13 protein-coding genes and 1 riboswitch are annotated in these 14621 nt (G+C 41.3%); of the genes, 6 read left to right on the forward strand and 7 right to left on the reverse strand.

The window, feature by feature from the left end; translation table 11 throughout:
* The first annotated feature begins 190 nt into the window (after window positions 1–190).
* The 5 genes from HGO23_RS13190 to HGO23_RS13210 are packed head-to-tail and all read left to right on the forward strand — an operon-like array spanning window position 191 to window position 5947.
* Entirely contained in the window at window positions 191–868 is a 678-nt protein-coding gene (locus HGO23_RS13190; RefSeq protein WP_209026946.1) for a transcriptional regulator, read from the forward strand.
* 50 nt (window positions 869–918) lie between these two features.
* Window positions 919–1908 carry a secretion protein HlyD gene (hlyD, locus tag HGO23_RS13195; protein ID WP_209026947.1) on the forward strand — a complete coding sequence of 330 codons (990 nt, stop codon included), beginning with the start codon at window positions 919–921 and terminating at the stop codon, window positions 1906–1908.
* 8 nt (window positions 1909–1916) lie between these two features.
* Window positions 1917–3653: an ATP-binding cassette domain-containing protein gene (locus tag HGO23_RS13200; RefSeq protein ID WP_209026948.1), complete on the forward strand. Its 1737-nt coding sequence runs from the start codon at window positions 1917–1919 to the stop codon at window positions 3651–3653.
* Complete coding sequence (locus HGO23_RS13205; RefSeq protein ID WP_099134562.1) at window positions 3650–4828, forward strand: ABC transporter permease; 1179 nt, start codon at window positions 3650–3652, stop codon at window positions 4826–4828. The genes HGO23_RS13200 and HGO23_RS13205 overlap by 4 nt, the downstream gene beginning before the upstream one ends.
* 12 nt (window positions 4829–4840) lie before the next feature.
* Window positions 4841–5947: an ABC transporter permease gene (locus tag HGO23_RS13210; protein WP_099134561.1), complete on the forward strand. Its 1107-nt coding sequence runs from the start codon at window positions 4841–4843 to the stop codon at window positions 5945–5947.
* A 264-nt stretch (window positions 5948–6211) separates the two neighbouring features.
* Here the strand turns inward: HGO23_RS13210 and HGO23_RS13215 are convergent, their stop codons facing one another.
* The 6 genes from HGO23_RS13215 to moaA form a co-directional block, all read right to left on the reverse strand.
* Window positions 6212–7150 (reverse strand): YopJ family acetyltransferase, encoded by a 939-nt coding sequence (locus HGO23_RS13215; protein WP_209026949.1) that lies wholly within the window; start codon window positions 7148–7150, stop codon window positions 6212–6214.
* 282 nt (window positions 7151–7432) lie between these two features.
* A complete protein-coding gene (locus tag HGO23_RS13220; protein WP_099134559.1) occupies window positions 7433–8143 on the reverse strand; it encodes a Bax inhibitor-1/YccA family protein in 711 nt (236 codons plus the stop codon).
* Between the two features lie 199 nt (window positions 8144–8342).
* Window positions 8343–8804 (reverse strand): molybdopterin synthase catalytic subunit MoaE, encoded by a 462-nt coding sequence (moaE, locus tag HGO23_RS13225; protein ID WP_099134558.1) that lies wholly within the window; start codon window positions 8802–8804, stop codon window positions 8343–8345.
* Between the two features lie 2 nt (window positions 8805–8806).
* Window positions 8807–9052: a molybdopterin synthase sulfur carrier subunit gene (moaD, locus tag HGO23_RS13230; RefSeq protein ID WP_099134557.1), complete on the reverse strand. Its 246-nt coding sequence runs from the start codon at window positions 9050–9052 to the stop codon at window positions 8807–8809.
* Complete coding sequence (gene moaC, locus HGO23_RS13235; protein ID WP_209026950.1) at window positions 9049–9528, reverse strand: cyclic pyranopterin monophosphate synthase MoaC; 480 nt, start codon at window positions 9526–9528, stop codon at window positions 9049–9051. The genes moaD and moaC overlap by 4 nt, the downstream gene beginning before the upstream one ends.
* A gap of 32 nt (window positions 9529–9560) precedes the next feature.
* Window positions 9561–10556 (reverse strand): GTP 3',8-cyclase MoaA, encoded by a 996-nt coding sequence (moaA, locus tag HGO23_RS13240; protein ID WP_209026951.1) that lies wholly within the window; start codon window positions 10554–10556, stop codon window positions 9561–9563.
* Window positions 10546–10727, reverse strand: a riboswitch (molybdenum cofactor riboswitch). It overlaps the preceding gene by 11 nt.
* Window positions 10728–11006: 279 nt before the next feature.
* Between moaA and HGO23_RS13245 the strand changes: the two genes are divergently transcribed.
* Window positions 11007–11915 carry a gluconeogenesis factor YvcK family protein gene (locus tag HGO23_RS13245; RefSeq protein ID WP_209026952.1) on the forward strand — a complete coding sequence of 303 codons (909 nt, stop codon included), beginning with the start codon at window positions 11007–11009 and terminating at the stop codon, window positions 11913–11915.
* An 81-nt stretch (window positions 11916–11996) separates the two neighbouring features.
* On the opposite strand, the gene uvrB is transcribed toward HGO23_RS13245, so the two are convergent.
* Window positions 11997–14030 (reverse strand): excinuclease ABC subunit UvrB, encoded by a 2034-nt coding sequence (uvrB, locus tag HGO23_RS13250; RefSeq protein WP_099134553.1) that lies wholly within the window; start codon window positions 14028–14030, stop codon window positions 11997–11999.
* Window positions 14031–14621: the final 591 nt, after the last annotated feature.

Here is a 14621-nt window from a genome sequence, read left to right on the forward strand (position 1 = left end):
ACAGATATGTTTTTTCAAACAGCATGAGCACACAAGTAAATTTACATCAGCCTGTTTTATACTCTTTGTCGTGCAAATTAAGCTTTGTTGACTGCATCTTGAAATCCAGTGGTTATAGCTTTAAAGTTAATCATACGATTGATATATTTATAACCATTTCAGCAATTTTTATCACAGGATATTTCTTAACATGGCAGCAAAAACGGCTCAGACTTCACGAGGTGAACATGCTAAACAGCAACTTCTTGAATCTGCATTAGAAATTTTCGGTAAATCAGGCCTGGAAGGTGCGACCACTCGTAATATTGCCCAACACGCAAAACAGAATATCGCTGCTATCGCTTATTATTTTGGTTCCAAAGAAGGGTTATACCTTGCTGTCGCACACCATATTGCAGATAGACTAAAAACCGAATTCTCTCTGCTGATTAAAACCATTGACCAATTTTTTATCACCACCCCCCAACCTTACTCACAAGACCAAATACTGGCATTTATTCATCAAGGCTTGATTAGCTATAACCGTCTTATTTTCGATAAAAGCAGTCTGAATCTCAGTCGCATTATGTCACATGAGCAATTGACACCGACAGAAGCTTATAGCGTCATCCATGAACAAGGGCTTGCCCCAATTTACTCTCGCCTGAATAAGTTGATCGCCTATTATATCGGTGCTGATGAAGGAAAAATTTCAACACAAATCCATACTCATGCCTTACTAGGCGAGATCCTTTCTTTCCGGTTGGCACGAGAAGCACTATTGCGCCAAACCGGTTGGGATAATATTGGCAGCAAAGAATACGAATTAATTAACCAAGTTTTGACTCAACACATTAATGTTTTGCTTAATGGGTTGCGAAAAAAATAACCAACAAACAGCGTAACTTTAAAATTTAATAACGCATAAGGGATAGTAGTATGAACACTAAAAAGTTTGCTCTTGTCCTATTGGCGATCGTCATGATTATCGGTGTTATTAGCATTTATTATTATCAGGAGAAAAATGACAAAGAGTTAACCCTATATGGCAATGTTGATGTCAGAACTGTCAACCTTGGCTTTCGGGTCAGTGGTAAATTAGAAAACCTGCTGGTGGATGAAGGAGAGACCATCACCGCAGGGCAACTCCTTGGTCAACTCGATAACTCCCCTTTTAATAATGCATTGAATCAAGCCAAAGCAAATCGCGATACAGCCAGGGCAAATCTTACCAAAGCGGAAACTGGTTATCGCTCTGAAGAAATCGCTCAGGTACGCGCCGAAGTTGCTCAAAAAGAGTCAGCATTCCGCTTTGCCGATAGTTTTCTGAAACGTCAACAGGAATTATGGCAACGTAAAATGATCTCAGCCAATGATCTGGAAAATGCCAGAACAGGGCAACGCCAGGCATTGGCCGCTTATCAAGCCGCAAAAGATAAATTACTTCAGTTTGAAACGGGATATCGCAAAGAAGAAATCGCCGCCACTAAAGCACAACTCGCACAGGCCGAAGCAACTGTCGCACAAGCTGAACTCAATTTACAAGATACCCACCTCATTTCACCATCCGCCGGAATTATTCTTACCAGAGCCATTGAGCCAGGGACAATTCTGGCTGCCGGAAATACAGTATTTACGCTATCACTGACTAATCCGGTCTGGATCAGAGCATACATTAATGAGCCTAATCTCAATCAGGCAGTGGCAGGACGCGATATCCTGATTTATACCGATGGACGGAAAAACCAACCCTATCACGGCAGAATTGGCTTTGTTTCTCCGACCGCTGAATTTACCCCGAAAAATGTTGAAACCCCGGATTTAAGAACCGATCTGGTCTATCGATTGCGCATTATTGTCAGCGATCCCGATGAGGGATTGAAACAAGGAATGCCTGTCACCTTACGTTTTACTGAGCCACACAAGTAAGGCTGAATATGACCAGTTCAGCATATACGATAAAACTGAACGGTGTGGAGAAAACTTTTTCAGGGTTAGAAAAACCCGCTGTATCCCATCTGAATGCAGAAATCTTCGGGGGTTCTGTCACAGGACTTGTCGGCCCGGATGGTGCAGGAAAAACCACACTGATAAGAATGTTAGCAGGGTTATTGAAACCTGATAATGGCAATATTGAAATCATGGGGCTTGATCCCATTAAGGACAGTGTTGAAGTACGTTCTGAACTTGGTTATATGCCGCAAAAGTTCGGTCTATATGAAGATTTAACCGTATTAGAAAATCTCAATTTGTATGCTGATCTACGTGGTGTACTCGGAGAAGAACGAAAAGCCATCTTCCAAAAGTTACTGACCTTCACTGACTTAACACGTTTTACTGGCAGGCTGGCAGGTAAACTCTCCGGCGGAATGAAACAAAAGTTGGGGCTTGCCTGTACATTGGTCGGCAGCCCAAAAGTGTTATTGCTTGATGAGCCCGGTGTCGGCGTAGATCCCATTGCCCGGCGGGAATTATGGCAGATGGTGCATGAACTCGCTTCCGATGGAATGTTGATTTTATGGAGCACCTCTTATTTGGATGAGGCTGAGTTATGCCCTGATGTTTTGTTATTGAATCAGGGGGAATTACTCTATCGCGGCCAACCACAGAAATTAACCCAAAGTATTGTCGGACGCTCTTTTCTGCTTGATATCAAACCAGACTCCCGCCGAAAAACGCTGCAACACGCACTCACCTTGCCACAAGTGACTGATGGAGTGATCCAGGGCAGATATCTCCGCTTAATTTTAAAAGCTGATGCAGATAAAGATGAGTTACTTCAGCAAATAGGTTTACCCGATGTAGAGATTCTGGATGCCGAGCCACGTTTTGAAGATGCCTTTATCGACCTCTTAGGTGGTGGTCCTTCCCACCGCTCAGAGCTGGCAGAAATCATGCCTCAAATCCCACCGAATCCGACAGAAATCGTAATAGAAGCCCGTAACCTGACGAAAAAATTCGGGGATTTTGCTGCAACAGATCATGTGAATTTTCAGGTGAAACGTGGGGAGATTTTCGGCTTACTGGGGCCAAACGGAGCCGGAAAATCGACGACATTCAAAATGATGTGCGGATTAATGCTCCCTACTCACGGCAATGCGCTGGTACTGAATATGGATTTAAAAACCAGTTCAGGTAAAGCTCGCCAGCGTCTTGGTTATATGGCACAAAAATTTTCACTCTATGGTGACTTAACAGTAGAACAAAACCTGAAATTCTTTTCCGGTGTTTATGGCTTGAGTGGCCGCCATCAACAGAAAAAAATGACAGATATGATCAGTGCTTTTAGTCTGAGACCAATTCTGCACCAAACTACCGACAGTCTGCCACTCGGCTTTAAACAGCGCCTCGCCCTCGCCTGCGCTCTGATGCATGAACCGGATATTCTGTTTTTGGATGAACCAACTTCGGGTGTTGATCCATTGACTCGTCGTGAATTCTGGCTACATATCAACGGTATGGTGGATAAAGGTGTGACTGTGATGGTAACGACACATTTCATGGATGAAGCAGAGTATTGTGACCGTATCGGGTTAGTTTTTCGGGGAAAATTAATTGCAGCAGGTACGCCCGATGAGCTGAAGCAGCAAATATCGACCACTGACCGCTCTAACCCTTCAATGGAAGATGTTTTTATCGATCTCGTGGTGAATTATGATAAGGAGCCGCAATGAGTGGCATTGAACAGAATCATCCTGCCCCTACTCCCTCTACTCAAAAAGCCGTCAGTTTTTCATGGCGGCGATTAAAAGCACTTTGTATTAAAGAGAGCAAACAGATTATCCGCGATCCCAGCAGTACCTTAATTGCTGTGGTTATTCCACTCATATTGCTGTTTATTTTTGGTTATGGAATTAACCTTGATTCCAGCAAACTTCGCCTCGGAATTTTGATGGAGCAACAAAGCGAAGATGCCCGCGAGTTGGTGCACGCATTTATAGGGTCGCCTTATATTGATGCTACAATCAGCAATGATCGTCAACTTTTAATCAATAAAATACAGGCGAATGAGATCCGCGGCATTATTGTTATTCCAGTTAATTTCGATGCCCGACTTGCCCGTGTTGGCGATCATGCTCCGATTCAGGTAATCACAGATGGTAGTGAACCGAATACAGCCAATTTTGTGCAAAGCTACGCTAAAGGTATCTGGCAAATCTGGTTACAGCAACAAGGGCAAGATCGTGGGAGCTCAACGACGCCATTGATTGAGATGCAAATTCGCTATTGGTTTAATCCTGCCACTATCAGCCAACATTTCCTAATTCCCGGTGCTGTTTCAATTATCATGACAGTCGTTGGCGCAATCCTTACTTCTCTGGTTGTCGCTCGTGAATGGGAACGAGGTACAATGGAAGCCCTTTTATCCACCCAGGTTACCCGAACCGAATTGTTGCTTTCTAAGTTATTGCCTTATCAGATTCTGGGCTCTTTCGTTATGGTGCTTTGCATGGTATTTGCCGTATTTATTATGGATATTCCTTATCATGGTTCCCTTTGGATACTCGCTTTGATTTCCAGTCTGTATCTTGCTACAGCTTTGGGAATGGGATTATTAATTTCAACGGTAACACGCAATCAGTTTAATGCTGCGATGATTTCCCTGAATACCGCCTTTTTGCCAGCGGTTATGCTATCCGGCTTTGTGTTCGAAATTAACAGCATGCCGGCTTTGATTCAGGTATTCACTTATATCGTTCCTGCCCGTTATTTTGTCAGCAGCTTACAGACGTTATTTTTAGCAGGTAATGTCGTCACCGTTTTAATCACAAACTTGCTGTTTCTGATTGCCAGTGCCATCGTGTTTATCGGCCTGACTGCATGGAAAACCCGCCGGCATCTGGATTAAAAAGGAAAGAATATGTTTCATCGTCTATATACACTCGTTATGAAAGAATTGCAGTCTCTCCTGAGAGATCCTAAAACACGAGCCACTCTGATCTTACCTGTACTCTTCCAGATGAGCCTGTTTCCATGGGCTGCTACGCTGGAAGTAAAAAACGCTACCATTGCGATTTATGACGAAGATAAAGGACGGGCTTCCATTGAACTAACCCAGCGGCTGGCTAAATCGAAAGCCTTTCCTGATGTTATTATGTTGAACAGTTCACAGGAAATTCGGCCAACATTGGATAACCGTGACGCCCTGCTACTGGTTCGTTTCCCACAAAATTTTAGTGCCCATCTCGCCAGCCATATCCCTACTTCAATTCAAGTTCTGTTGGATGGACGTAATTCAAACAGCGCACAAATTGCCGCTAATTACCTTCAACAAATTGTAATGGATTACCAGAAAGAACTACTGGGTAATGCACCGAGTCTCAATAACAGTGAGTTGATCATTCGTAACTGGTATAACACCAATCTGGATTATAAATGGTTTGTTGTTCCATCTCTGGTTGCCATGATAACAACCATTGGCGTTTTGATCGTTACTGCCCTTTCCGTTGCCCGTGAAAGAGAACAGGGAACATTGGATCAATTATTGGTTTCCCCGCTGACTACTTGGCAGATTTTTATTGGCAAAGCCATTCCGGCGTTAGTCGTAGCAACGATTCAGGCAAGTATCGTTTTGTTGATTGGAACATTGTGTTACCAGATCCCTTTTTCCGGTTCATTGCTATTATTTTATGGTTGTATTCTGGTTTATGGATTATCGCTGGTTGGATTTGGCCTCCTTATCTCCGCCATCTGTTCAACTCAACAGCAGGCTTTTATCGGTGTATTTGTGTTTATAATGCCAGCTATTTTACTCTCTGGTTATATCTCTCCCGTCGAGAATATGCCAGCCTGGCTGCAAAACATAACGTGGATAAACCCAATCCGGCATTTTACAGATATAACCAAGCAGATTTATTTAAAAGGTGCTGACTTTTCGGTTATCTGGCATAGTTTATGGCCGTTATTGTTGATTATTGTCACTACAAATGGAATTGCTTACCGATTATTTCGGAGTAAGATTGCGTAATGTTTTAGTTTACGATACTTAAATAAATCCAAACAGGATAATTTATAAATAGAATTTTATTATATAAAATATTTTCCTCTATTTAACCCATTCAACTTTCTGGCTGATGTATTACAAGACTATATTATGACATAAATAAATATTATTTATGTCATAAGTTACTTTTATACTATTGTAATAACAAATGACCATATAAGTGAATTAACTATTTTTTTCATTTAAATGAATTAACGCATATCTTATTCTATAGAGTGACACTAATTATTATTTTTTATAAATACCTAATAACTTTTCAATATCTCTTTTTCTCTTTAGAAAAATTGAATTGTTATAAGTAATCCCTCTCCTAATAACATTAGATTCAATGAATTCGTTTTTACCAGGAATATTAAGTTTAACAGGTATACTTTCACTAGTGAGTGTACGTTCATGCCTTCGAAGTAAGGTCTCATTCAACTTATTCACTTTATAGGTATTTTTATTAAGGTTACCAAATATCCCTCTATCCAGCTCTGTTGAAAGATATTCCTTTACTCTCCTTGTTGACTGACAATGCTTCATTAATGAAGGAAGTAAGTATTTATCTGTATCCGATTGTTTAACAACAGATTTAAGTGTTTCCTCAACTTCAAAATCGTCATTTAGATTCTTTTCATGTAATGACAATAGTTTTTCTCGTTCTTTAAAAAGCATTTTTGCTAGAGCTAAGCTATATATCATACATTCTGTGCCACTGTTCTGCTGTCTAGTGGATAATATATGTAAAGAAACTTTATTATGTACATTATTAAAGTTAAGCTTTTCACAACGTTTCGCCATTTCCAAAGGGAAATCAGATAATCTTGAATTTCCAGACTCTATACCTAAAATAGATATACCTCTATTTTTAAAATGATAACAATCAAAAACTACAGCATGTGATAAAAAACATACTCTGTTATTGACAAACACAATAAATCTTGCAGAGTTCTCTTTATTATCTATCATATTTTCAATGTAAACAGGGAATTGAGAAACATCATTAACTACTTTTATATTTACTCCTTTATTTTCTTTATTAATCCTATCAACCATGTATAAGATATGGGATTTATCATGTAATTCTAAAATATCACTCTGGCTTATTTGCTCCCTTTTTTCTAATGATTTATTTATTTTAGATAAATATTCTGAAATTTCAGTTTTACCATAAGAATTTAACATATCTATACTCCTAATAAAACATGAAGTGAATTCTATAATGAAATTCATTTTTAGATATCAAAATACTACGTTTGATATCTTATAGGTATATTTATACTTATCGCTTCTCAAGTTGCAGCTTTGTTGACCATATTTTGAGGTATATAGGATAACTATTTGTATGTCAATTCTTCTATAAAAATAAGCCTCATTATTTTAAATAATGAGGCTTAGGGGCTTATTCACAATATGACTCTGTATCAAACAGGGTCTTTTTCATCAAAAATCGCAAGCCGTCAGCAATTAACGGCGATCACCCAGAATGCGCAGCAGCATCAGGAACAGGTTGATGAAATCCAGATACAGCGTTAGTGCACCAGTGATGGAGTATCTGCGCAAGTTCTCTTTATCGTTGACATCCAGCTCAGCACCCATTTCTTTCAGTTTCTGGGTATCGTAAGCAGTCAGGCCGGCAAAGATCAGAACCCCAATATAGGTAATTGCCCACATCAGAGCCGGGCTTTTCAGCCAGATATTGACCAAAGAAGCCAGTACAATACCGATTAGCCCCATAAACAGGAAACTGCCTAAACCGCTCAGGCTACGCTTCGTGGTATAACCATAAACACTCAGCGCACCAAACATCGCTGCCGAAATAACAAAAGTACTGGCAATAGAGCTACTGGTGTAAACCACAAAAATACTGGATAACGTCAGCCCGGTTAGCATGGAATAGAGCATAAACAGCCCTGTCGCCAGAGCACCACTCATTTTATGCACCAGACCAGACAGCACAAACACCAATGCAAGTTGCGCAATGATCAAACCATAAAATACGATAGAGTTACTGAAAATGGCATATAAAATTTCCGGCGTATTTGCCACATACCATGCAACAAATGCTGTTAATAACAAACCACAAGTCATCCAACCGTAGACTTGTGCCATATAAGTTTGTATACCTGAACCAGCTTGCTGGACAATCGAACCACTAGGACGTTGATATCGGTCCATGACGATTACCTTTTATGACAATGTTTAAGGGTATAGACTGTTAAAAATAAACAATCTATTTCAAATACTATACACTAGCATAGAACATGAACAAAACCATCTGCCAATTAATGACAATTTTAGTGATATATTATTTCTTTACCCAGTTTTAGAGATAGTTCGCAAAATACTCCGCTAATATATTTTTTCTGATTTTATATCATTGAGTTAACCAGCGACTAGCAGCTTCCCGATCGCTTTCCTTTGTTTCCACCCAACGTTCTCCATCATTAAGGAATTCTTTTTTCCAAAAAGGAGCCTGGGTCTTCAAGTAATCCATCAGAAATTCAGCCGCAGCAAAAGCCATGCTGCGATGGGCGCTTGTTACGCCGACAAATACAATTTCATCCCCCGGATATAACTTTCCAATACGATGAATAATGTTGATACGTTGTAATGGCCAACGCTGGCGAGCTTCATCAGCAATCTTCTGCAACATGTTTTCCGTCATGCCCGGATAGTGTTCCAGTGTTAACGCTCGGACATTATCGCCAAGATTGTGGTTACGTACCTTGCCTGTAAAAGTCACAACCGCACCATCTTCATCACACTGTGCCAGCCATTGGTATTCTGCACCAACATTAAATACCTCTTTCTGGATACAAATCCGTGTATTTTCCATACTTACCCTCCTGTAACAGGCGAAAAAAACGCCACTTCATCACCATCACACAGAGGATGTTCAGCATGGACAAAGGATTGATTCACAGCCACCAGCAATTTGCCTTCTTCCAACGCCAATTTCCAGCGTTTACCTTTCTCAAGTAGTGCCTGACGAAGATGGGCTACCGTTGGATATTCACTGGGCACTTCAAGATAATCGGTTCCCACCAACTCACGGACTTGAGCGAAAAACAGAACTTTTATCATTTTTCCACCTTAAAATTTCCCGATTTTCCACCACTTTTTTCCAGCAAACGTACAGGCCCGATAACCATATCTTTTTGTACTGCCTTGCACATGTCGTAAATTGTCAGTGCTGCTACGGAAACGGCTGTCAAGGCTTCCATTTCCACCCCGGTTTTGCCTGCCAAACGACAACAGGATTCAATTCTGACGCGGTTATGTTCTGTTTGTGCCTCTAATTGAACCTCAACTTTGCTGAGTAACAAAGGATGACACAAAGGAATTAATTCCCAAGTCCGCTTCGCGGCCTGAATGCCTGCAATGCGGGCCGTTGCAAAAACATCCCCTTTGTGATGATCGCCGGCAATAATCATAGCCAGCGTTTCGGCCTGCATTTCAACAAAGGTTTCCGCTCTGGCCTCACGCATAGTTTCTGCTTTGGCAGAAATATCCACCATATGAGCTTCACCCGCAGTATTGATATGAGTTAATTGGGACATTCTTGCTCCTGAAAATAAATTAAGCCGTTAAATTAACCGCCAATAAAAGAAAGATTAGGGGTAATGCCACTATTTCCCTGGTGTAGAAAATGCGTTTCACGTTTATGACGCAACCCGCCCTGAATACGTAATTTCAAATCACTAAGTGATGTGTCATCGGATAATAAATCACGCAACGGTATCCCCTGTTCACCAAACAAGCACAGGTGAAGATTGCCAATGGCTGAAACACGCAGGCGATTACAACTTTGGCAGAAGTCTTTTTCATACGGCATGATCAAACCGATTTCTCCCTGATAGTCTGTATGCCTGAACACCTGAGCCGGCCCGTCACTACGTGCTCGCTGCTGCTGCTGCCAACCTTGTTGGAGTAAATGACGACGGATCACATCGCCGGAAAGATGATGACGCTGGAAAGTTGCACTACCTTCTCCGGTTTTCATCAATTCGATAAAGCGCAATTGAATTGAACGATGCTTTATCCAATCAAGAAAAGCTGGCAGGCTGGTATCATTGATATTCTTCATCAACACCGAATTAACTTTTACTGTGCTGAAGCCTGCTTCAAAGGCCGCATCAATGCCACGCATAATCTGAAAAAACTTATCCTGCCCGGTAATAGCGTAAAATTGGCGGGGATCGAGACTATCCACACTCACATTGATTGCTGTAAGGCCAGCTTCTTTCCAGCGAGCAACATCACGCTCCATACGGTAGCCATTAGTCGTGACAGCAATTTTTTTAATCTGCGGATTTTCATGCACCGTCGCAATAATATCGCAAAAATCACGGCGCATAGTGGGTTCTCCTCCGGTCAGACGGATCTTTTCTGTGCCAAGCTCGGCAAATGCACGGCTGACACGACGGATCTCCGGCAGGGCCAGAAATGATTTGTGTTCCTTGGAGAGAGAGCTGTTGGGTTGATAGCCGTTGGGCAGACAATAGGTGCAACGAAAGTTACAGACATCAGTAACCGATAGCCTCAAGTAGTAAAACTTGCGGGAAAATATATCTATAAGTTGTTCCACTATAACACCTTCCAATCATGGGGGATGCAGGCATTTCTGCCTTGCACCCTGGTGACTCAAGAGCCACGGCCAAAGCATCATATCAATGTGGTATCCTTTGATAGAACTAATTAGTAGTAAAAAATTACACAGCAAAGACTTAGATGCAGAGGCTAGGGGTTAATTTCAAACTTAGTTATCATGTAAACTATTGCGTGAATAACCAAGTCTTAGTGTGGATTCTAACGCTTAAATCAATAAAAAGCTAACTTCCACATCGATATATATCTTTATATACAACGAGTTACGAAATATCATCAGCATCAACCTGTTGTCGTCTATTCATTCTATTTGAGTAGAAAAATAACTGATAAAAATCGCATAAAATCATGACAATTGCTCAAAACGTCATACTTTATGATAGATTACATAAAATTTATTCAATGACATTTATTCAGTAACAGGAACCCTATGCGAAACCGAACATTAGCCGATTTGGATCGTGTTGTTGCCCTCGGAGGTGGTCACGGACTCGGACGCGTCATGTCTTCCCTCTCATCTCTCAGTACCCGCCTGACTGGTATTGTCACTACAACAGATAATGGTGGCTCAACCGGAAGAATAAGACGTTCCGAAGGTGGTATCGCTTGGGGAGATACCCGCAATTGCCTTAATCAGTTGATTACGGAACCCACTATTGCTTCAGCCATGTTTGAGTATCGATTTGGTGGTAATGGCGAGCTAGCCGGACATAATCTGGGTAATTTGATGTTGAAGGCTTTGGATCATTTAAGTGTCCGACCTCTTGAGGCGATTAATCTGATCCGCAATCTACTGAAAGTGAATGCTCATCTGATCCCTATGTCTGAACAATCTGTTGATTTAATGGCCGTAGATGATCAGGGAAATACGGTATATGGCGAAGTAAATATCGACCAACTGAATTATGTCCCGCGAGAGTTAATGCTTTACCCCCATGTCAACGCCACTAAAGAAGCGCTGGAAGCAATTGAACAGGCGGATTTGATTCTAATCGGCCCCGGTAGTTTTTTCACCAGCTTAATGCCGGTATTACTGTTAGAAGATTTAACTCAATCCTTGCGTCGCAGTAATGCCAATATGATTTATATCGGTAATTTAGGGAAAGAACTCAGTCATGCTGCCGCTGATCTCTCATTGAAAGATAAACTCGATATGATAGAGAATACGATTGGTCGCAAGATGATTAATGCAATCATTGTTGGCCCATGCACAGATACCAGCAATTTGAATGACAGGATTATCACACAACAAGTTTTGGAAGCTCAGGATATTCCTTATCGTCATGATCGCGAATTATTACGGCAAGCGATAGAAAATACGCTGCAAAAATTGGGATAATTCATTCATTAGTGGCTTATATCAACAGATTACACAGCTAAATTACCGATGGAGAGTGATTATTTCACTCTCCATTTCAATTTAAGAATTGACAATAAACTGTGTTCTTAATGCCTGAACCTGATCACGCACGTTAGCCGCTTGCTCAAATTCAAGATCCCGAGCATATTGGTACATCTTTTCTTCCAACTCACGGATTTTACTCTCCAATTCTTTCATTGATAGTTTCTGGTAATTATCCATCCCCAAATCTGCTTTACCTTTGCCTTTGGTCTTAGTTCTCCCTTTACCATTAACAGGTTGGCCAAATTGCAGAATATCGCCGATTTTTTTATTTAGCCCTTTTGGTGTAATACCGTGCTTTTCATTAAACGCCTGTTGTTTAGCACGACGACGTTCTGTTTCACTAATTGCTTTCGCCATGGAATCAGTAATTTTATCACCGTACAGAATCGCTTTACCATGCAGGTTACGCGCTGCACGCCCAATCGTCTGGATCAAAGAACGTTCTGACCGAAGGAAACCTTCTTTATCAGCATCTAAGATTGCAACTAAAGAGACTTCCGGCATATCCAAACCTTCACGTAACAAGTTGATCCCAACCAGTACATCAAATTCTCCCAGGCGTAAATCACGGATGATTTCCACCCGCTCAACGGTATCAATATCAGAATGAAGATAACGCACCCGCTCGCCATGCTCTTCCAGATATTCTGTCAAATCCTCCGCCATACGCTTGGTCAGAGTGGTTACCAGTACACGTTCATTTTTTACTGCACAGGCACGGATTTCAGACAATAAGTCATCAACCTGAGTCGCAACTGGACGAACTTCAACCTCTGGGTCGATAAGGCCCGTTGGACGCACCACCTGTTCAACCACTTCATTGCCGGATTTCTCCAGTTCATAGCGGCTGGGTGTTGCCGATACATAAATGGTTTGTGGTGCCAGTGCTTCGAATTCTTCAAAGCGCATTGGACGGTTATCTAACGCTGATGGCAATCGGAAGCCATATTCCACCAACGTCTCCTTACGGGAACGATCTCCCCGATACATGCCACCCAATTGTGGGATAGTGACGTGGGATTCATCCACGATCAATAAACCATCCGCTGGCAGGTAGTCGAATAAAGTCGGAGGCGGTTCTCCCGGAGCACGGCCGGACAGATAGCGGGAGTAGTTTTCAATCCCGGAGCAATAACCCAGTTCATTCATCATTTCCAGATCAAATTGTGTTCTCTGAGTTATACGCTGTTCCTCCAACAGTTTATCTGAAGCCAGAAGAACTTTACGTCTCTCATCCAGCTCAACTTTAATATATTCTATCGCCTGAAGGATACGCTCACGTGGTGTTACATAGTGAGTTTTGGGATAAACAGTATAGCGGGGAACATTATATTGCACCTGCCCTGTCAGTGGATCAAACAAAGAAAGCCGTTCCACTTCATCGTCAAACAATTCAACACGCAACGCATGTTCATCTGATTCAGCAGGGAAAATATCAATTACTTCACCACGTACACGGAAAGTTCCTCGCTGAAATGCCTGATCATTACGCGTATATTGCAGCTCTGCCAGACGACGCAGAATAGAGCGCTGGTCTATCAACATCCCGTTAGTCAGGTGCAGCATCATTTTCAGATAACTATCGGGATCACCCAAACCATAAATTGCGGAAACAGAAGCAACCACAACAACATCCCTTCGCTCCAACAAGGCTTTTGTTGCAGACAAACGCATCTGTTCAATATGTTCGTTCACAGACGCATCTTTTTCGATAAAAGTATCAGAGCTGGGCACATAAGCTTCTGGTTGATAATAGTCATAGTAAGAAACGAAATACTCTATTGCATTCTCAGGGAAGAACTCCTTCATTTCACTATAGAGCTGAGCCGCCAACGTTTTATTCGGAGCCAAAATCATCGTTGGTCGATTCATGTTTGCAATAACATTAGCTATCGTGAACGTTTTGCCTGATCCCGTAACCCCCAATAATGTCTGATGGGCAAGACCATCCTCCAGCCCATCCTGTAATTTCCGGATAGCTTCTGGCTGATCTCCGCCAGGCTCGAAATCAGAACGTAACTTGAATACCTTGCTCGTTTCTTTACTCATCTTCCACCCGATATCATTTCATGCCTATACACTCATCTTTCAAGTTACAGCTTGGCTGACTGCACGTTGAAATTCATAGCGTATATATGCTAGCCAAAACACTCTTATAATACTGGATAAAAAACCAGCTTCAAGTAGATTAGCAAAATAATATTATCTCTAATTCAAAAGTTATATCTGATAGACGTTAACCAAGGGCAGAAACAACCATAAGGTGCATTAACATTAGTTGAGATTACTTTTATCCCCAGATAGCCATTTTGCTTTTTTCTATTTTCATTTTAGCTACTGAAATGATAAAGCAGGGAATAGTAAAGAGGCATTGAAAAGGATTGATTTTATATAACCAACTAATTTTAAATAAAAAAAACCAAAAGGAGAGAATAACAGCAAATCTTGCGCAAGCCGCGTATCATCTTGTGTCAGACTACTTTTCTAAACCTAATACACAAGGTTATCCACAGGAATAGTGGATAACTCAACAAATCCTATTAGGTATGGGAGGTTGCAGAGTTATCCTCTTCTGTGGATTTCTTCAATAATGAAATGTTTTCATACTATTTTGAAATAGTTTTACGCTATTTTTTGTTC

It is taken from the genome of Xenorhabdus budapestensis, assembly GCF_017743015.1.
GTDB lineage: Bacteria > Pseudomonadota > Gammaproteobacteria > Enterobacterales > Enterobacteriaceae > Xenorhabdus > Xenorhabdus budapestensis.